The sequence below is a fragment of the Pseudomonas sp. QC2 genome (genome assembly GCF_002859085.1).
In the GTDB taxonomy this organism is placed as follows: domain Bacteria; phylum Pseudomonadota; class Gammaproteobacteria; order Pseudomonadales; family Pseudomonadaceae; genus Aquipseudomonas; species Aquipseudomonas petroselini.
In genome coordinates this window covers 13,436-32,272 of the sequence record NZ_PKKS01000026.1, presented here as the reverse complement: position 1 = coordinate 32,272, position 18,837 = coordinate 13,436, and the positions used below count along the sequence as shown (strand labels likewise).

Below are 18,837 nucleotides of genomic sequence, written 5' to 3'. Positions count from 1 at the left end.
GCCTGGATTATTCCGGCCTTGCGGCTTTTTTACGCTGGTCAAACGCTGGGTCGGTAGCTATAACTTAAGGCCTAGCCAAAGTGACACCCCCCGCACGCTGGCGTTGTGAGTGTTGCCTATGCCGTTGCAAGCCGTCCGCCCGAAAATCCTAGGCTTTATCAGTGAGCAGGCGTCGGCTTGGCTGGTGGCATTGGTGGTGTTGCTGGCAGGGTTCACCCTGACGGCAATCGTCGCCTGGGCCGCGTCCGACCTTTATCAGCAACAGGTGCGCCAGCGCTTTCAGTTGCTGGTCAACGAACGTTATACCCGCTTGCAGGAACGCTTCGAAGACCAGGAGCAACGCCTCAACAGCCTGCGGCGTTTCTTCGTCAATTCCGACGAGGTGTCCCGCGAAGAGTTTGATGGATTTGCCCTGCCATTGTTGTTGCGCGCCCGTGCTTACTCCTGGGCGCCCCGCGTGTATCGCGAGCAGCGCGAGCAATTTGAGCAGACGGTGTCCGACCAGCGCGGCACACCCTTTGTTATCCGTGAATTGAATTCGGCCGGTGAACTGGCGCCTGCGCCCGAGCGCGATGAATACGTGCCGGTGCTGTACAGCCAGACTCAAAGCTTGCTGGGCGCGCCGCTGGGCCTTGATCTGCTGGCCCAGCCGGTGCGGCGCTCGGCCCTTGAGCGTGCGCAGAAGACCGGCAAGCTGGCGGTCTCTCAGCCGATGCAATTAGTGGGGGTCGAGCCGGCTTATTCCACCGGGGTTTTACTGGTCGCGCCGGTGAGCCGCCTGCCCACATCCGAACAGTCCCAGAATGAGCCCTATGGCTACGTGATGGCGGTGATCAGCATGCGCCAGCTGGTGGCCGACGGTTTGCCCAAGCCCGACCGGGACAACCTGACGATGCAGATAGTCGATACCTCCGACCTGCAAAAGCGCGTGCTCTTCGAGTCCGGCACGGTTGTGTCCGACAGTGACCTGGTCGGCGCGCGTCGTCTCACCTTGGGTGATCATGTGTACGCCTTGAGTCTGCGTCCGAGCCAGGTGTTCGACCAAGCGAACCACTCTTCGCTGTCCACCGTCTTGACCATGGGCGGCCTGCTCAGCCTGCTGCTCAGCGCCTTGCTCTATATGCTGGTGAGCCAACGCCAGCGCGCGTTGAAATTGGTTGAGCAACGTACCGTACAACTGCGTCTGCGCGAGCAGGAGTTGCGCGGTGCCCATGGTCAGTTGCGCAGCGTGCTCAACGCGGCCACGCAGGTGGCGATTATTGCCACCGACCTGCGCGGCATCATCAACACCTTCAATGCCGGTGCGGAACAGATGCTGGGGTTCCAGGCCGAGCACGTGGTGGGGACATATACCCTGGAAAGCCTGCACCTGGCGACGGAGTTGGAAGTGCGTGCGGCCAGCTTGAGTGTGGCCTTGGGCAAGCGTATTCCGGCGAGCCAGGCCATGCTGGTGGAAAGCCCTGACAACCTGCACGAAGCCCGTGAATGGACCCTGATCCGCCAAGACGGCAGCCCGTTGACGGTGAACATGTTGGCCACGGTGTTGCTGGACGACCATGGTTTGTGGATCGGTCACCTGGCGATTTACCTGGACATCACCGAACAAAAGCGCGCTTACGAGGCCTTGGCTGCCAGGGATCGCCTGCTCAAAAAACTCAGCGCCCATGTCCCCGGCGGAATCTTCCAGTTCACCCTGGAGCCCCAGGACAACTGGAAATTCATCTACGCCAGCGATGGCATGCGCGACATCTATGAAATCGAGCCCGGTGTGTTGCAGCAGGATGCGAAGAAGGTCTTCGAGCGTATCCACCCGCTGGACGCGGAACGGGTACGCGCCTCGATTCGCTTGTCGGCATTGCAGTTGAGTCATTGGCGCGAGGAGTACCGGGTGCAGTTGCCGCAACGCGGCCTGCGCTGGATTCGTGGCGAGGCGACGCCGGAAGAGTTACCCGCAGGCGGCACGTTGTGGCATGGCTACGTGTCGGATATTTCCGATCTCAAACGGGTGGAGGAAGAGCTGCGCGCGCTGTCCATCACCGACTCATTGACCGGCATCCACAACCGCCGCTATTTCCAGGATCGCCTCAAGGCCGAGATGGTGAGGCTCAACCGCACCTCGGGGGCATTGTCGGTGATCATGCTTGATATCGATCACTTCAAGCGTATCAACGATCAGCACGGGCATGCCGTTGGCGATGGGGTGTTGCAGGAGCTGTGCAAACGCATCAGCCAGCGCCTGCGCCGCACCGATGTGTTCTGCCGCCTGGGCGGTGAGGAATTCATGGTGCTGTGCCCTCACACGGACGGCGAGCAGGCCTACAGCCTGGCGACGGAGTTGTGGGCGTCGCTGCGCAGTGCGCCGATGGAGCCGGTCGGCATCGTCACCGCCAGCTTTGGCGTGGCCAGTTGGCGGGTGGATGAAGGTATCGACGGGCTGTTGCTGCGCGCCGACTCGGCGGTTTACGTGGCCAAGCAGGGCGGCCGCGACCGGGTCGAAGCGCCCCCGGTTTGCTGACCGGCCCTGTTGTGTGATGCGCGGGATTGTTGTGGTGCTCGGGATTGTGTGTGATGCACTGGATTGTGGTGGTGAGCGGGCTTGCCCCGCGCTGGGCTGCGCAGCAGCCCCACAACAGGCGCTGAGAAAAACCTGATTCACCGCAGTGTTCTTATTGGGGCCGCTTCGCGCCCCAGCGCGGGGCAAGCCCGCTCACTACAATAAGCGGGCTCACCACAGTTGCTCACTCGGTTTCAGAGGACCGGAGCGGCCGCCACTGCCTTTGGCTGGCGATATAAATCCAGCAGCACCTGATCCAGCACCGACGAAGCACCCCATGGCTTCGGATCGTTGAGGATCGCCACCACGGCCCAAGTGTTGCCGTTGTTGTCACGGCTGAACCCGGCGATGGCGCGCACGGTGTTCAAGGTGCCGGTCTTGACGTGGGCTTCGCCGCGCATGGCGGTGGTTTTCAGGCGTTTGCGCATGGTGCCGTCAGTGCCGGCAATCGGCATCGAGCTGATGTACTCCGCCGCGTAAGGGCTTTTCCACGCCGCTTGCAGCATGGCGGCCATCTCGCGGGCGCTGACCCGTTCGGCACGGGACAGGCCGGAGCCGTTCTCCATCACCAGGTGCGGTGCGGTGATGCCTTTTTTCGCCAGCCACTGGCGCACTACGCGTTGCGCGGCCTTGGCATCGTCGCCGTCGGCATCGTTGCGAAACTGCGCACCCAGGCTCAGGAACAGCTGTTGGGCCATGGTGTTGTTACTGTATTTGTTGATGTCGCGGATGATTTCCGCGAGGTCCGGCGAAAACGCCCGAGCCAGCACTTTGGCATCCTTGGGCACCGGCGCCTGGATATCACGGCCCTGGATGGTACCGCCCAGTTCCTTCCAGATCGCCCGGACGGCACCGGCCGTGTAGGTGGCGTGATCCAGCAACGACAGATAGGTCTGCGAACTGCAGCCATCGGCCAACTGGCCGCTGACCGTCACCGTCACGCTGCCATCGGCGGCGGTGACCGGGTTGTAACGTACGTCGCCTGTGCACTGCTTGGCGTTGGAGACCTTGACCTGGTTGTCGATGCGAATGCTCGCGATCGGTGGCTCGACCGACACCAGCACCCGGCCGGAATCATTGCGGGTCACAAAGCGCAGGGCCTTGAGGTTGACCAACAGCGCGTCCGGCTTGACCAGGAACGGTTTGTTCTCGTCGTTGCCATCGTCATTGAATTCGGGCAACAGCGGTTGGTTGAAGAAGCTGCGGTCCAGCACCAGGTCACCGGTGACCTGCTGCACGCCGTTGGCGCGCAGGTCGCGCATCAGCAGCCAGAGTTTTTCCATGTTCAGCTTGGGGTCGCCGCCGCCCTTGAGGTACAGGTTGCCGTGCAGCACGCCACCGCTGAGGGTGCCGTCGGTGTAGAACTCGGTTTTCCACTGGTGGTTGGGGCCGAGCATTTCCAGGGCCGCATAGGTGGTAACCAGCTTCATGGTCGAGGCCGGGTTCACCGACACGTCGGCATTGAACACGGTCGGCGTGCCGGGGCCGTTCAGGGGGATCATCACCAGGGACAGCGCGGTGTTTTGCAGCTTGGCTTTCGCAAGCGCCTGCTGAACATTCGGTGGCAGGGTGTTATTGACGGGGGCAGCGGAGGTGGAAAAAGCCAGTGGAAGGAGGAAACCGGCGAGTAGTACGGAGCGCAAAGATTTAATCATAAGAAGTAAAACCCTACTGCTGAGGAGGGTGAAAAAGGCGAGGGGTATATAAGAAAATCCCTCAATGGTCATGAAAGTGTCGGCATTATGCCCCAAGGCGTAGCCACTTGTAGCTGAACGATAGCGGGTTATGGGCGTTTTTTTTACCGGTAAATGGCCGCCTGTCCCAGAGAGTCGGGCAATCGCCGCCTTAAACTGCTAAAGTGCCGCCCGTTATTACTTATGAGGATTGTTCCAATGGCGACTAACCGTTCCCAGCGTCTGCGCAAAAAACTGTGCGTTGATGAATTTCAAGAGCTGGGTTTCGAACTGAACCTGGACTTCAAAGAAGGCCTGAGTGAAGAAGCTACCGATGCTTTCCTCGAAGCATTCATCAAAGAAGCCATGGAAGCCAATGGTCTGGGCTATGTCGGCGGCGATGACTTCGGTCTGGTTTGCCTGCAGAAGCGTGGCTCGGTCAACGAAGAACAGCGCGCAGCTGTTGAAAGCTGGCTCAAAGGCCGCAGCGAACTGAAAAGCGCTGAAGTCAGCCCGCTGCTGGACGTTTGGTATCCGGAAAAGCCGATCAACGCGGTTAAGTGATACTAAAAAAAACGGCGACCTCTCAGGGTCGCCGTTTTTTTATGCCTTGCGCCCATTCAGAATCAGCAGCGTCAACACCCCCGCCACAATCCCCCAGAACGCCGAGCCGATGGAAAACAGCGTCAAGCCAGACGCCGTGACCATAAAGGTGATCAGCGCCGCTTCCCGTTCCTTCGGCTCATTCATGGCGATACTCAAGCCATTGATGATCGAGCCAAACAACGCCAACGCTGCAATCGACAGCACCAGTTCCTTGGGCAAGGCCGCGAACAAGGCCGCCAAGGTCGCGCCGAACACCCCTGCAATCCCGTAGAACACCCCGCACCACACCGCCGCGGTATAGCGCTTGTTGCGGTCCTCATGGGCATGCGGCCCGGTGCAGATCGCCGCGCTGATCGCCGCGAGGTTGATGCCGTGGGAGCCGAAGGGCGCCAGCACCAGGGAGGCGAGGCCCGTGGCGGTGATCAAGGGTGAGGCGGGCACGTTATAGCCGTCGGCCCTGAGCACCGCGACGCCGGGCATGTTCTGCGACGTCATCGCCACCACAAACAACGGGATGCCGATGCTGATGGTCGCCGCCAACGAGAAGTGCGGCGTGGTCCATACCGGCGTCGCCACTTCCAGGTGAAAAGCGCTGAAGTCCAACAGCCCCATCAATCCCGACAAGGCGGTGCCGATCAGCAGCGCGGCCAGCACCGCATAACGCGGCGACAGGCGCTTGATCACCAGGTAGGTGAAGAACATCCCCAGCACCAGCCCGGTGCGATGCTGCGCGGCGACGAAGATCTCGCTGCCGATCTTGAACAGAATCCCCGCCAGCAAGGCGGCTGCCAGCGATGCCGGGATGCGCTTGACCAGTTTTTCAAAGCTGCCGGTCAACCCGCAAATCGTCACCAGCACGGCGCAGGTGATGTAGGCGCCAATGGCCTCGCCATAGCTCACACCGCCCAGGCTGGTGATCAGCAGCGCCGCGCCAGGCGTCGACCAGGCGATGGTGATGGGCGTGCGATAGCGCAGCGAGAGGCCGATGCTGCACACCGCCATGCCGATGGAAATCGCCCAGATCCAGGAAGAAATCTGCGCCGTGGTCAAACCGGCGGCTTGTCCGGCCTGAAACATCAGGATCAGGGAGCTGGTGTAGCCGGTCATCATGGCGATGAAGCCGGCGACGACGGCCGACGTAGAAGTGTCGGCCAGCGGGCGCAAAGGCGCTTGGGTGGCGTCGGTCATGGAGCGGTGTTCCTTTTACCTGGAAGTTTGCCGGTGGCGGCACGGATTCAAGCCTAAACTCAAACCTGACAAGTCATTGCAATACAGCCGGCGCCGCAAACAGCCGTACAGTGTGTTGGCGCATCCGGTTGTGTACAATGTGCCCTGTTTTTAGGTGATACTTGCCAGCGACACGCCGTTGCCGTATTACCGTTAATTCGCCGCCGTTCTCCAAACCCGAGTGCCCATGAACGAACAGTTGCAACCTCTCAAGAAACAACCGCGAGCCGGCAAGGCCGGTCGCAGCGGAACCCAGGACGATATCGTCTACGCGCATATCTTCGAGGCGATCCTCGAACAACGCCTGGCACCCGGTACCAAGTTGAGTGAAGAGGCTCTGGGCGAAATTTTCGGCGTCAGTCGCACCATCATTCGCCGCGCCCTGTCGCGCCTGGCCCATGAAGGCGTGGTGTTGCTGCGGCCCAATCGCGGTGCGGTGGTGGCCAGCCCGAGCGTCGAGGAAGCGCGCCAAGTGTTCCTCGCGCGGCGTCTGGTGGAGCGGGCGATCACTGAATTGGCGGTGCAGCACGCGACGGCCGAACAACTGGCCGAGCTGCGTCAGATGGTCAATGACGAGCGCGACAGCTTCTCCCGTGGCGATCGCGGTGCCGGTATCCGCCTTTCCGGCGAATTCCACCTCAAGCTGGCCGAAGCGGCGAAGAACGCGCCCTTGATCAGCTTCCAGCGCAGCCTGGTGTCCCAGACCTCACTGATCATCGCCCAGTACGAAAGCGGCAACCGCTCGCACTGTTCTTACGATGAACACACCCAATTGATCGATGCGATCGAAGCACGGGATGCGGCGCTGGCGGTGAATCTGATGATGCACCACATGGACCATATCGACAGCAAGCTCAACCTCGATGAGGAAAGTGCGTCGGATGATTTGCATGCGGTGTTCTCGCATTTGTTGCAGACCAAGAAGCCGGGGCGTTCGTCCATAAAGTTGTAAATACGACCAACAATGTGGGAGGGGGCTTGCCCCCGATAGCGGTGCATCAGTCAATTAATCCAGAGACTGACACTCTGCTATCGGGGGAAAGCCCCCTCCCACATTTGTTTTGGGGGTGTTTGTGGAATTAGCGCTGGTGCACCAATTGCCCGGCTGCATACGTCTGCAACACCGTCCGATCATCCCCCAGCGTCATCAACACAAACAACGTCTCGGCAATGTTCTTCGCCTGCTTCAGGCGGTAGCTCAGCAGCGGCGTGGCGTTGTAGTCCAGCACCAGAAAGTCCGCATCCGTGCCCGGTTGCAACGTACCGATCTTGTCTTCCAACCGCAGCGCCCGCGCACCGCCCAGGGTGGCCAGGTACAGCGATTTGAACGGGCTCAACCGTGCACCCTGCAACTGCATGACTTTGTACGCTTCGTTCAGGGTTTGCAGCAGCGAAAAACTGGTACCGCCGCCCACGTCAGTGCCCAGGCCCACATTCAGTTTGTGTTTCTCAGCCATCGGCAGGTTGAACAAACCGCTGCCGAGGAAGAAGTTCGAGGTTGGGCAGAACGCGATCGCCGAACCTGTTTCCGCCAGCCGTGCGCATTCGTCATCACACAGGTGCACGCCATGGGCAAACACCGAGCGCTCGCCCAGCAGTTTGTAGTGGTCGTACACATCCAGGTAGCCCGTGCGCTCCGGGAACAGTTCCTTCACCCATTCCACTTCCTGCTTGTTCTCACTGATGTGCGTCTGCATGTACAGATCCGGGTATTCGCCCAGCAGTTGCCCGGCCAGCGCCAGTTGCTCCGGCGTGCTGGTCGGCGCAAAGCGTGGCGTCACCGCATAGTGCAGGCGGCCCTTGCCGTGCCAGCGCTCGATCAGTGCTTTGCTTTCCTGGTAGCCGGATTCGGCGGTGTCGGTGAGATAGTCCGGCGCGTTGCGGTCCATCATCACCTTGCCGGCGATCATGCGCAGGTCGAGCTTTTCGGCTGCTTCGAAAAACGCATTCACCGATTGCGGATGCACGCTGCCGAATACCAACGCGGTGGTGGTGCCGTTGCGCAGCAGTTCCTTGATGAAAATATCCGCGACTTCTTCGGCGTGCGCCTTGTCGGCGAACTGGCTTTCGCACGGGAAGGTGTAGGTGTTGAGCCAATCCAGCAACTGCTCGCCATACGCGCCGACCATGCCGGTTTGCGGCAGGTGGATATGGGTGTCGATCAGGCCGGGGGTGATCAGCGCGTCCTGGTAATGGGTGATATCGATATCGGCGGGCAGGGTCGGCAGCAAGTCGCTGGCGTGGCCGACGGCGCTGATCTGGCCGTTTTCGATAACCAGCAGGCCGTCTTCGAAATACTCGTAGGAGGCTTCGATGCCCACTTCAGCGGGGTCGGCGAGGCTGTGCAGAAGGGCGGCACGGTAGGCTTTGCGGGTCAAAGGCATGGTCGTCTCAATTCTTGGCAAAAGAAGTCAAAGCTTGGCTGCGGCGCGAAGCCACAAGCAGTTTGGCAATGGGTTCGGCGCCGGCAGTGTGCTGGCCGAAATTCGCGTTATAAGTGGCGATGATTTCGCCGGCGATGGAGATGGCGATCTCCACCGGCAACTTGCCCTTCACCTCGGTGAGGCCCATGGGGCAGCGCATGCGTTGCAATTGCGCGGCGTCGAAGCCACGGTCGCGCAGGCGGTGTTCGAACTTGACGCGTTTGGTCTTCGAACCGATCAGGCCGAAGTAGGAAAAGTCATTGCGCTTGAGCAGGGCGGCGGTCAGTTCGAGGTCCAGCGCGTGATTGTGGGTCATGACGATGCAGTAACTGCCCACCGGCAAGTCGGCAATTTCGTCGACCGGTTCTTCGCTGACGATTTTACGCACGCCTTGCGGGATCTGTTCCGGAAATTCCTGGTCACGCGAATCGATCCAGCGCACCCGGCACGGCAGGCTTGCCAACAACGGCACCAGCGCACGCCCCACGTGGCCGGCGCCAAACACGGCAATCTGCGCTTGCACTTGGCCCATGGGTTCGAACAGCAACACGGTCACGCCACCGCAGCACTGGCCCAGGCTCGCGCCCAGGCTGAAGCGCTCCAGGTGGGTGTTCTGCTGGCCACGCACGAGCATGTCGCGGGCGATCTGCATTGCCTTGTATTCCAGGTGCCCGCCGCCGATGGTGTCGAAGGTCTGGGTGGCGCTGATCACCATCTTAGAACCGGCATTGCGCGGTGTGGAGCCGAGCTCTTCGATGATGGTCACCAGGACGCAGGGTTCGCCGCTGTTTTGCAGGTCGGCGAGGGCGCTGATCCAATTGTTCATGTTTACCTCAACATTTCTGTTGTCAGTTCGGCCGTCATCGGGAGCAAGCCCCCTCCCACATTTAGAGCTGCGAATACATTCCAGTGTGGGAGGGGGCTTGCCCCCGATGGCAGCGCCTCGATCTAAAGCGAAGCCATCTCGGTATCAGCCTCAACCACCTTCGCCACAGTCAATTGGCGCATTTGTTCGCAACCCCACAACACCCGCTCCGGCGTCGCCGGCGCATCAATCTTGGGCTGATGGCGATACTCACCCAGGCTCGCCACCGCATCCTTGATCGCGCACCACGATGCAATCCCGAGCATGAACGGCGGCTCGCCCACGGCCTTGGAATGGAACACCGTGTCTTCGGGGTTCTTGCGGTTTTCCACCAGCTTCACCCGCAGGTCCAGCGGCATGTCTGCCACTGCCGGGATCTTGTAGCTGGCCGGGCCGTTGGTCATCAGCTTGCCCTTGTTGTTCCACACCAGCTCTTCCATGGTCAGCCAGCCCATGCCCTGGATAAAGCCGCCTTCGACCTGGCCGATGTCGATGGCCGGGTTCAGCGAAGCGCCCACATCGTGGAGGATGTCGGTGCGCAGCATCTTGTATTCGCCGGTGAGGGTGTCGACGATCACTTCGCAGCACGCCGCGCCGAACGCGTAGTAATAGAACGGCCGACCCCTTGACTGGCTGCGGTCGTAGAAGATTTTCGGGGTCTTGTAGAACCCGGTGCTCGACAGCGAGACCTGGGCGAAATACGCCTGCTGGATCAGCGCCTCGAAGGACAGGATCTGCTCACGCACTCGCACATGACCGTTGCGGAACTCCACATCGGCTTCGCTCACGTCGTATTTGCGGGCGGCGAACTCCACCAGGCGTTGCTTGATGGTTTCGGCGGCGTTCTGCGCGGCCTTGCCGTTCAAGTCGGCACCGCTGGACGCCGCGGTCGGCGAGGTGTTGGGCACCTTGTCGGTGTTGGTGGCGGTGATCTGCACGCGGTCGATCTCGACCTGGAACACCTCGGCCACCACCTGCGCGACCTTGGTGTTCAAGCCCTGGCCCATCTCGGTGCCGCCGTGGTTCAAGTGGATGCTGCCGTCGGTGTAGATATGGATCAACGCGCCGGCCTGGTTGAGGAAGCTGGCGGTAAACGAAATACCGAATTTCACCGGGGTCAACGCCAGGCCTTTTTTCAGGATCGGGCTGTGGGCGTTGTACCGGCGGATGGCTTCGCGGCGCTCGGCGTATTGGCTGCTGGCTTCCAGCTCGGCGGTCATCTCTTCGAGCATGTTGTGCTCGACGGTCTGGTAGTAGTGAGTGACGTTGCGCTCGGTCTTGCCGTAATAGTTGGCCTTGCGCACCGCCAGCGGGTCGAGCGCCAGGTGACGGGCGATGGCGTCCATCACTTCCTCGATGGCAACCATGCCTTGCGGGCCCCCGAAGCCGCGATAGGCGGTGTTGGAGGCGGTGTTGGTCTTGCAGCGATGACCGTTGACGGTGGCATCACCCAGGTAATACGAGTTGTCGGCGTGGAACATCGCGCGGTCGACAATCGAGTTGGACAAGTCCGGCGAACAGCCGCAGTTACCCGCCAGTTCCAGGTTGATTCCGTGCAGGCGCCCGCTATCGTCGAAGCCCACGTCGTATTCGATGTAGAAGGGGTGGCGCTTGCCGGTCATCAACATGTCTTCGACGCGCGGCAGGCGCATTTTGGTCGGCTGGCCGGTCAGGCGCGCCACCACCGCGCACAGGCATGCCGGGCTGGCGGCCTGGGTTTCCTTGCCGCCGAAACCGCCGCCCATGCGGCGCATGTCGACCACAATCTTGTTCATCGACACGTCCAGCACTTCGGCCACCAGCTTCTGCACTTCGGTGGGGTTCTGCGTGGAGCAGTAGACGATCATGCCGCCGTCTTCGGTGGGCATCACCGAAGAAATCTGGGTTTCCAGGTAGAAGTGTTCCTGGCCGCCGATGTGCAGCGTGCCCTGGAGACGATGTTTCGCGGTCGCCAGTGCGCCGGCCGAATCTCCGCGCTGATGGGTGTGGCTGTCCAGCACGAAATGTTTGTTGCGAAAGGCCTCGACCACGTCCAGCACCGGTTCCAGGTCTTCGTATTCGATCACCGCGGCCATCGCTGCCTTGCGTGCGGTTTCCAGGTCGCGGGCGGCCACCGCCAGCACCACTTGGCCAACAAACTGCACGGTGTCGATGGCCAGCAACGGATCGCCGGGCATCAACGGGCCAATGTCTTTCAGGCCCGGCACGTCTTCATGGGTGATGACAATGCGCACGCCATCGAAGGCGTAGCAGGGCGCGGTGTCGATGCTGATGATTTTCGCGTGGGCGCGGTCGGACATGCGCGCATACAGGTGCAACTGATTGGGGAATTCCAGGCGGTCATCGATGTACTGCGCTTCACCGGACACGTGTTTGGCAGCGCTGTCATGCTTGACGCTGCGGCCGACCCCGGAGGTAAGGTCTTGGGCGAACAGCTCGGCAAGCTCGGCCTGGGTTTTAACGACGGCGTGATGGTTAGACATAAGCGGTCACCCGAGTCTCGATGTGCGGCGTTTGCAGTTCGATGAAGTATTTGCGCAGCAGGTTCTGCGCGCTGAGCAGGCGGTATTCCTTGCTGGCGCGGAAGTCCGACAGCGGGGTGAAATCCTCGGCCAGGGCGGCGCAGGCTTTCTCCACGGTGGCGCTGTTCCACGTGGCGCCGACCAACGCGGCTTCGCAGCTTTTGGCGCGTTTGGGCGTGGCGGCCATGCCGCCGAACGCAACGCGGGCCTCGCGGATCACGCCGTTGTCGATCTTCAGGTTGAACGCGGCGCAGACGGCGGAAATATCATCGTCCAGGCGCTTGGATACCTTGTAGGCACGGAACAACGCGTGGCCCTTCGGCACGATGATCTTCTCGATGAACTCGCTGTCCTGGCGGGCGGTGACGCGGTAGTCGATGAAGTAGTCTTCGAGCGCCAGGGTGCGGCGTGTCTCGCCCTTGCACAGCACAATCTGCGCGCCGAGAGCGATCAGCAGCGGCGGCGAATCACCAATCGGCGAAGCGTTGCCGATGTTGCCACCGAGGGTGCCCTGGTTGCGGATCTGCAGGGAGGCGAAGCGGTGCAGCAGTTCGCCGAAGTCCGGGTAGGCGTGGTGCAACGCGGTGTAGCAGTCGGAGAGGGCGGCGGCGGCGCCGATTTCCAGGCGGTCGTCGAAGTGTTCGATGCGCTTCATTTCTTCGATGTTGCCGACGTAGATCATCACCGGCAGCGTGCGGTGGAACTGGGTGACTTCCAGCGCCAGGTCGGTGCCACCGGCCAGCAGGCGGGCTTGCGGGTAGGCGTCGTAGAGGTCGGCCAGGTCAGCGACGGTGAGCGGCACCAGGCAGCGTTTATCGCCGCTGTTGAGTTCACCGGTTTGCGTCGGCGCAATGGCTTTAAGGCGGGCGATGGTCTCAGCTTGCCGGCTGTCGAACTGGTCCTGGGGCTTGTTGCAGCAGGCCTGCTCGGCGGCGGCGAGAATTGGGCGATAACCGGTGCAGCGGCACAGGTTGCCGGCCAGGGCTTCATGGGCTTTCTGGCTGTCGGGGGCGTCACTGTTCTTTTGTAGGGCAAACAACGACATCACAAAACCGGGGGTGCAAAAGCCACATTGCGACCCGTGGCACTCGACCATGGCCTGTTGCACGCTGTGCAGTTGGCCCTGGTGCTTGAGGTCTTCGACGCTGATCAGTTGTTTGCCGTGCAGCGATGACACAAAGGTCAGGCAGGAATTGAGGCTGCGATAACGAATCTGCTCGGTGCCTTGGTCATCCGTGTGCAGTTCGCCGACCACCACAGTGCACGCACCGCAATCGCCGCTCGCGCAGCCTTCCTTGGTACCGGATTTGCCCAGGTGCTCACGCAAATAGTTGAGCACGGTCAGGTTGGGGTCCAGGGCGTGCTCGCTACGGAGTTCCTGGTTAAGTAAAAACTGGATCACGGAAGGCCTCGCAGACTCATTATTGTTGTTAACCGCTTTGCGCCGAATCTAGTCATGTCTGACTTTTCGGTCAATGGTTTTCTGACTTAAGGGTCAAGAAAATGCAGTCACAACACTTTCAATTATGGTTCAGTCTTCTGGAACCGGTGTTTTTAAAGGCTTTTGGGTGTTCAACGTTGCTTATTTCATGCCAAATTCGCCGTCGTGGGCGTAGCGCCATCAGCGGGCCAATGCGCTACACTGCCGCGCTTGTACCGATAGAAGATTTTGAAGGGAAAACATGACGTTCAAGGCGCCGGACAGTCTCGCCGAGCAAATTGCTCACCACCTCGCCGAACGCATCATTCGCGGCGATCTCAAGCCTGGGGAGCGGATCCAGGAGCAAAAGGTCACGCTGGCACTCAATGTCAGCCGTGGTTCCGTGCGCGAAGCCTTGCTGATCCTCGAGCGCCGTCACCTGATCGCGATCCTGCCGCGCCGTGGCGCCCACGTCACCGAACTCACCGCGCACAAAGTGCAGAGCCTGTGCACCTTGATGAGCGAGTTGTACATCCTCCTGGGCAATGCGGTTGCCCAAGGCTGGCAGACCCAGGTGGACATGGCGCCCTTTGTGCAGATCCAACAGCGCCTGGTGACCAATTTCGAGCGCCAGGACATCCGCGCCTTCGTCGAAGAGTGCTTCAATGTGATGCGCGCCGCGTACCCCTTCGCCAACAACCCGTATCTGCAAGAGACGGTCGAGAACCTGCAGCCGGCGATGAACCGCGCTTATTACCTGGCCCTGGATCAACGCAAGGCGTCCATGAGCGAGTACCTGGCGCTGTTCGAGCAATTGCTCGCCGCCGTACTCGCCCGTGACCTGCCGCAGATTCGTCTCGTGCTGTCGGCTTACTGCCAGCGCAGTTCCTCGCTGGTCATCGCTGCGTTGGCGGACGCCTAAGCGTGCGGCTCAAGTGCATCAAACTGGCGGGGTTTAAATCCTTCGTCGACCCGACCACGGTCAACTTCCCCAGTAACATGGCAGCGGTGGTCGGGCCCAATGGTTGCGGCAAGTCGAACATCATCGACGCCGTACGCTGGGTGATGGGCGAGAGCTCGGCTAAAAACCTGCGTGGCGAGTCGATGACCGACGTCATCTTCAACGGCTCCACCAGCCGCAAGCCGGTGAGCCAGGCGAGCATCGAACTGGTGTTCGATAACTCCGACGGCACGTTGATCGGCGAGTACGCGGCCTACGCGGAAATTTCGATCCGCCGCAAAGTGACCCGCGACAGCCAGAACAGCTACTTCCTCAACGGCACCAAGTGTCGCCGTCGGGACATCACCGATATCTTTCTCGGCACAGGCCTGGGCCCGCGCAGCTACTCGATCATCGAGCAGGGCATGATCTCCAAGCTGATCGAAGCCAAGCCCGAAGACCTGCGTAACTTTATCGAGGAAGCGGCCGGTATCTCCAAGTACAAGGAGCGCCGCCGCGAGACCGAAAACCGTATCCGCCGCACCCACGAGAACCTCGCCCGCCTGACCGACCTGCGTGAAGAGCTGGAGCGCCAATTGGAGCGCCTGCACCGCCAGGCCCAGGCCGCCGAGAAGTACCAGGAATACAAAGGCGAGGAGCGCCAGCTCAAGGCACAACTCTCGGCCCTGCGCTGGCAGGCGCTGAATGACCAGGTGGGGCAGCGCGAAGCGATCATTGGTACCCAGGAAATCAGCTTCGAAGCCTTGGTGGCCGAGCAGCGCAATGCCGACGCCAGCATCGAGCGCCTGCGTGACGGCCACCATGACCTGTCCGAGCGCTTCAATCTGGTGCAAGGCCGTTTCTATTCAGTGGGTGGCGACATTGCTCGCGTGGAGCAGAGCATCCAGCACGGTCAGCAGCGCCTGCGCCAATTGCAGGATGACCTGAAGGAAGCCGAACGCGCGCGCCTGGAAACCGAATCGCACCTGGGCCACGATCGCACGTTGCTGCTGACCCTCGGCGAAGAGCTGGACATGCTCACGCCCGAGCAGGAACTCACCAGCGCCGCCGCCGAAGAAGCCGCCGCCGCCCTGGAAGAAGCCGAAACCACCATGCACGGCTGGCAGGAACAGTGGGACACCTTCAACCTGAAGTCCGCCGAGCCACGCCGCCAGGCCGAGGTGCAGCAGTCACGCATCCAACAGCTGGAAACCAGCATGGAGCGCCTGGCCGAGCGCCAGCGGCGTCTGCAGGAAGAGCGCGTGTTGCTCGCCGCCGACCCGGAAGACGCGGCGATCATGGAGCTGAGCGAACAACTGGCCGAAAGCGAAATGACGCTGGAGGAACTGGAAGCCAGCGAAGAACAACAAGTGGAGCGCCTGGAGCAATTGCGTCAGCAACTGCAACAGGCGACCCAGGCTCAGCAACAGGCCCAGGGGGATTTGCAGCGGCTCAATGGCCGCCTGGCATCCCTTGAGGCGTTGCAGCAAGCCGCTTTGGACCCAGGCACCGGTACCGCCGAATGGCTGCGCGACCAGCACCTGGCCGAACGCCCGCGCCTGGCTGAAGGATTAAAAGTTGAAGCCGGTTGGGAGCTGGCGGTAGAGACCGTTTTAGGCGCCGACCTGCAAGCCGTACTGGTGGACGATTTTGGCGGTTTTGACCTGGCCGGTTTTGCCCAGGGCGATTTGCGTTTGCTCAGCCCGGCCGCTGACGGCGCGCGGGTGCCGGGCAGTTTGCTGGATAAAGTTGAGGCGGCGATTGATCTGTCGCCGTGGCTCGGCCAAGTCAAGCCGGTCGAATCTCTTGAGCAGGCCCTGGCCCAGCGCGGCCAGCTGGCGGCCGGCGAAAGCCTGATCAGCCGCGACGGCTATTGGGTGGGGCGCCATTTCCTGCGTGTACGGCGCGCCAGTGAAGCGGAAAGCGGTGTTCTGGCCCGTGGCCAGGAAATCGTCAACCTGATCGCCGAGCGTGAAGAGCGCGAAGCCACGTTGGAGAGCCTGGAAACCGAACTGCAAACCCTGCGGGCCACCCAGCGCCAGCAAGAGACCGGTCGTGAACACCTGCGCCGCCTGTTGCAGGACGAAGCGCGCCAGCAAGGCGAATTGAAAGCCCAGCTCTCCGCGAGCAAAGCCAAGGTCGAGCAACTGACCCTGCGCCGCACCCGTCTGGACGAAGAAGTTGCCGAGATGGGCGAGCAACGCGCCCTCGAACACGAACAGATCGGCGAAGCCCGCCTGCAGTTGCAGGAAGCCCTCGACAGCATGGCGCTGGACACCGAGCAGCGCGAATTGCTGCTGGCCCAGCGCGACAGCCTGCGCGAGCGCCTTGACCGCGTGCGCCAGGAAGCGCGGCAGCACAAGGACCACGCTCACCAGTTGGCGGTACGCTTAGGGTCGCTCAAGGCCCAGCACGCGTCCACGGCCCAGGCCCTTGAGCGCCTGGAGATGCAGTCCGAGCGCCTGACCGAAAAGCGCGAGCAACTGAGCCTCAACCTGGAAGAAGGCGAGGCGCCGCTGGAAGAGTTGCGCCTCAAGCTCGAAGAGTTGCTCGACAAACGCATGACCGTCGACGAAGAACTCAAGACCGCACAGATCGCCCTGGAAGACGCCGACCGCGAACTGCGCGACGCCGAAAAACGCCGGACCCAGGCCGAGCAGCAATCCCAGCTGATCCGCGGCCAGCTCGAACAACAGCGCATGGAATGGCAAGCCCTGACCGTGCGCCGCAAGACCCTCCAGGACCAATTGCTGGAAGACGGCTATGACCTGCACGGCGTGCTTAACACCCTGACCGCCCAGGCCAACGAGAAAGACGCCGAAGAAGAACTTGAGCGCATTGCTGCACGTATCCAACGACTCGGCGCGATCAACCTCGCCGCCATCGACGAATACCAGCAGCAATCCGAGCGTAAACGTTATCTGGACGCCCAGGACGCCGACCTGGTGGAAGCCCTGGACACCTTGGAAAACGTGATCCGCAAGATCGACAAGGAAACCCGTAACCGCTTCAAAGATACCTTTGATCAGATTAATGGCGGTTTACAGGCCTTATTCCCAAAAGTTTTCGGCGGTGGCAGCGCTTACTTGGAACTGACGGGCGAAGATCTACTCGATACAGGGGTAACGATCATGGCGCGGCCTCCGGGCAAAAAGAACAGCACCATCCATTTGTTGTCCGGCGGCGAGAAAGCCCTGACCGCATTGGCCCTGGTATTTGCCATCTTCAAGTTGAACCCGGCGCCGTTCTGCATGCTCGATGAAGTTGACGCTCCGCTGGATGACGCTAACGTTGGACGGTACGCGCGGTTGGTCAAAGAGATGTCCCAGACCGTGCAGTTCATCTATATCACCCACAACAAGATCGCCATGGAAATGGCTGATCAGTTGATGGGGGTAACGATGCATGAGCCGGGCTGTTCGCGTTTGGTGGCCGTGGATGTGGAAGAGGCGATGGCGATGGTGGAGTCTTGAACCCTGTCGCGAGAGAATTTTTTTAGCGCACCGTAAGACGGTTTACCGGTCTGGCGAAAGTGGCAAATGGACATATTTGTTCAAGGCATTTTGACAGACGGTGTAAAGTTATCTTTGGTCGTGCTAGTTTAATGTCAATTTTTCGTATGCGTGGGCAAAACGTCAGTCAGAACATAGAGTTGGCGCCACGTTTTAAAGCGGTTTGCACGGTGCTAAACCCCTTATTTTTCAGCATTTTTTATTAGAGGCACGGGATTACATGGAAATCGGTCTGCGCGAGTGGCTGATCGTCATCGGCATTATTGTCATTGCCGGTATTCTTTTTGATGGCTGGCGCCGAATGCGCGGTGGCAAGGGCAAGCTCAAATTCCGTCTGGACCGCAACCTGTCCAACTTGCCCGACGACGACGGCAGCGCCGAGCTGCTGGGGCCGCCCCGCGTGCTGGATACCCATAAAGAACCCCAACTGGACGAGCACGACTTGCCGTCGATGAGCGCGCCAGTGCGTGAAGCCCGCGAGCCATCTTCCAAGCGTGGCAAACGCGCCAACGCCGGCGTGGCCGAGCCGCATCAGGGTGACCTGAACCTCGACGTCGATGAAGGCCCGAGCTTCAGCAGCCGCGATGATGATTTCCCGGATGAAAACGCGGGCAAGAACGCGCCGCGCCAGTCCGTGAACGATCAGCCGCCCGCCGAAGAAGTGCTGGTGATCAGCGTGATCTGCCGCGACGCCGCCGGTTTCAAAGGCCCGGCCCTGTTGCAGAACATCCTGGAAAGCGGCCTGCGGTTTGGCGAGATGGATATCTTCCACCGTCACGAAAGCATGGCGGGTAACGGCGAAGTGCTGTTCTCCATGGCCAATGCGGTCAAGCCGGGTACGTTCGACCTGGACGATATCGACCTGTTCAGCACCCCGGCCGTGAGCTTCTTCCTCGGCCTGCCAGGCCCGCGTCACCCGAAACAGGCGTTCGACGTGATGGTGGCGGCAGCCCGCAAGCTGTCCCAGGAACTGAACGGCGAGCTCAAGGATGACCAGCGCAGCGTCTTGACCGCGCAAACCATCGAACACTACCGTCAGCGCATCGTCGAGTTCGAGCGTCGCGCCCTGACACAGAAACGTTGAGGTTCGATCTT

General features: G+C 61.0%; 12 protein-coding genes. 6 read left to right on the top strand and 6 right to left on the bottom strand.

Features of this window, described 5'->3' with window-relative positions; translation table 11 throughout:
* Window positions 1-118: 118 nt before the first annotated feature.
* Complete coding sequence (locus tag QCBJ_RS28340) at window positions 119-2,515, top strand: GGDEF domain-containing protein (protein ID WP_046036417.1); 2,397 nt, start codon at window positions 119-121, stop codon at window positions 2,513-2,515.
* A 233-nt stretch (window positions 2,516-2,748) separates the two neighbouring features.
* Here QCBJ_RS28340 and dacB read toward each other — a convergent pair whose 3' ends face one another.
* The gene (dacB, locus tag QCBJ_RS28335) at window positions 2,749-4,209 is read right to left on the bottom strand and encodes a D-alanyl-D-alanine carboxypeptidase/D-alanyl-D-alanine-endopeptidase (RefSeq protein ID WP_015885335.1); all 1,461 of its coding nucleotides are present in this window, start codon (window positions 4,207-4,209) and stop codon (window positions 2,749-2,751) included.
* Between the two features lie 237 nt (window positions 4,210-4,446).
* Here dacB and QCBJ_RS28330 point away from each other — a divergent pair, with 237 nt between their 5' ends.
* A complete protein-coding gene (locus QCBJ_RS28330; RefSeq protein WP_102062050.1) occupies window positions 4,447-4,791 on the top strand; it encodes a YggL family protein in 345 nt (114 codons plus the stop codon).
* A gap of 39 nt (window positions 4,792-4,830) precedes the next feature.
* On the opposite strand, the gene QCBJ_RS28325 is transcribed toward QCBJ_RS28330, so the two are convergent.
* Window positions 4,831-6,021 (bottom strand): benzoate/H(+) symporter BenE family transporter, encoded by a 1,191-nt coding sequence (locus QCBJ_RS28325; RefSeq protein ID WP_102062049.1) that lies wholly within the window; start codon window positions 6,019-6,021, stop codon window positions 4,831-4,833.
* 226 nt (window positions 6,022-6,247) lie between these two features.
* Between QCBJ_RS28325 and QCBJ_RS28320 the strand changes: the two genes are divergently transcribed.
* A complete protein-coding gene (locus tag QCBJ_RS28320) occupies window positions 6,248-7,012 on the top strand; it encodes a GntR family transcriptional regulator (RefSeq protein WP_015885332.1) in 765 nt (254 codons plus the stop codon).
* Window positions 7,013-7,139: 127 nt separating this feature from the next.
* On the opposite strand, the gene guaD is transcribed toward QCBJ_RS28320, so the two are convergent.
* From guaD to xdhA, 4 genes are all read right to left on the bottom strand, one after another.
* Window positions 7,140-8,444 (bottom strand): guanine deaminase, encoded by a 1,305-nt coding sequence (guaD, locus tag QCBJ_RS28315; protein WP_064052654.1) that lies wholly within the window; start codon window positions 8,442-8,444, stop codon window positions 7,140-7,142.
* Between the two features lie 7 nt (window positions 8,445-8,451).
* Window positions 8,452-9,309, bottom strand: coding sequence for a xanthine dehydrogenase accessory protein XdhC (xdhC, locus tag QCBJ_RS28310; protein WP_102062048.1), 858 nt, complete (start codon window positions 9,307-9,309; stop codon window positions 8,452-8,454).
* A gap of 122 nt (window positions 9,310-9,431) precedes the next feature.
* Window positions 9,432-11,831 carry a xanthine dehydrogenase molybdopterin binding subunit gene (gene xdhB, locus QCBJ_RS28305; RefSeq protein WP_015885329.1) on the bottom strand — a complete coding sequence of 800 codons (2,400 nt, stop codon included), beginning with the start codon at window positions 11,829-11,831 and terminating at the stop codon, window positions 9,432-9,434.
* Window positions 11,824-13,272 carry a xanthine dehydrogenase small subunit gene (xdhA, locus tag QCBJ_RS28300; RefSeq protein ID WP_046036422.1) on the bottom strand — a complete coding sequence of 483 codons (1,449 nt, stop codon included), beginning with the start codon at window positions 13,270-13,272 and terminating at the stop codon, window positions 11,824-11,826. Before xdhA ends, xdhB begins: the two co-directional genes overlap by 8 nt.
* Before the next feature lie 280 nt (window positions 13,273-13,552).
* Between xdhA and QCBJ_RS28295 the strand changes: the two genes are divergently transcribed.
* The 3 genes from QCBJ_RS28295 (at window position 13,553) to zipA (ending at window position 18,826) form a co-directional block, all read left to right on the top strand.
* Window positions 13,553-14,212, top strand: a complete 660-nt coding sequence (locus QCBJ_RS28295) for a GntR family transcriptional regulator (protein WP_015885327.1) — start codon at window positions 13,553-13,555, stop codon at window positions 14,210-14,212.
* Between the two features lie 2 nt (window positions 14,213-14,214).
* Window positions 14,215-17,703, top strand: a complete 3,489-nt coding sequence (smc, locus tag QCBJ_RS28290; protein WP_064052658.1) for a chromosome segregation protein SMC — start codon at window positions 14,215-14,217, stop codon at window positions 17,701-17,703.
* A 259-nt stretch (window positions 17,704-17,962) separates the two neighbouring features.
* On the top strand, window positions 17,963-18,826 hold the full coding sequence (zipA, locus tag QCBJ_RS28285; protein ID WP_015885325.1) for a cell division protein ZipA: 864 nt from the start codon (window positions 17,963-17,965) through the stop codon (window positions 18,824-18,826).
* The last annotated feature ends 11 nt before the right edge of the window (window positions 18,827-18,837 follow it).

Coding starts and splice junctions, on each gene's coding strand:
- dacB (WP_015885335.1), bottom strand. CDS start 4,209: ATGATTAAATCTTTGCGCTCCGTACTACTCGCCGGTTTCCTCCTTCCA.
- QCBJ_RS28325 (WP_102062049.1), bottom strand. CDS start 6,021: ATGACCGACGCCACCCAAGCGCCTTTGCGCCCGCTGGCCGACACTTCT.
- xdhB (WP_015885329.1), bottom strand. CDS start 11,831: ATGTCTAACCATCACGCCGTCGTTAAAACCCAGGCCGAGCTTGCCGAG.
- zipA (WP_015885325.1), top strand. CDS start 17,963: ATGGAAATCGGTCTGCGCGAGTGGCTGATCGTCATCGGCATTATTGTC.
- QCBJ_RS28340 (WP_046036417.1), top strand. CDS start 119: ATGCCGTTGCAAGCCGTCCGCCCGAAAATCCTAGGCTTTATCAGTGAG.
- guaD (WP_064052654.1), bottom strand. CDS start 8,444: ATGCCTTTGACCCGCAAAGCCTACCGTGCCGCCCTTCTGCACAGCCTC.
- QCBJ_RS28295 (WP_015885327.1), top strand. CDS start 13,553: ATGACGTTCAAGGCGCCGGACAGTCTCGCCGAGCAAATTGCTCACCAC.
- QCBJ_RS28320 (WP_015885332.1), top strand. CDS start 6,248: ATGAACGAACAGTTGCAACCTCTCAAGAAACAACCGCGAGCCGGCAAG.
- QCBJ_RS28330 (WP_102062050.1), top strand. CDS start 4,447: ATGGCGACTAACCGTTCCCAGCGTCTGCGCAAAAAACTGTGCGTTGAT.
- xdhC (WP_102062048.1), bottom strand. CDS start 9,309: ATGAACAATTGGATCAGCGCCCTCGCCGACCTGCAAAACAGCGGCGAA.